The following is a 390-nucleotide window of genomic DNA, read 5'->3' on the forward strand; positions in this document are numbered from 1 at the left end:
CTATATTGAACTTTAACCCTCTAAAATTTGAGAAAAAACTACCTACTGAGTCTTTTTGGTGTTTTTCTTTGTCTTTCAGGATACGCTCAGTCCCCAACTGAAACCTACAAAGACAGTACCTCGCATTTGTACCAGGACGCCGGCAAGGCTTTGGACAATTACGATTTTAATCGTTCCATACAACAATCTCTGCTGCTTATCGAGCTGGCTTCTCAGGAAGAAGACTATTATCAGCTCAACCACGGTTATAATCTCCTCGGGGTCGCATATGAAATACTTGAAGACAGTATAAGGGCGAAGGAAAATTACCTGAAGGCACTTGAATATGCACAGCTTAGTTCGAATGATACGCTTTTATGGTATGCCTATAATAATCTTGGTAACATTTAT

1 pseudogene is annotated in these 390 nt (G+C 39.7%); it reads left to right on the forward strand.

The window, feature by feature from the left end:
• Nucleotides 1-27: 27 nt before the first annotated feature.
• Nucleotides 28-390 (forward strand): annotated as a pseudogene (locus HC175_RS20060) (tetratricopeptide repeat-containing hybrid sensor histidine kinase/response regulator); the annotation flags it as partial.

Source organism: Salinimicrobium oceani, assembly GCF_012037645.1.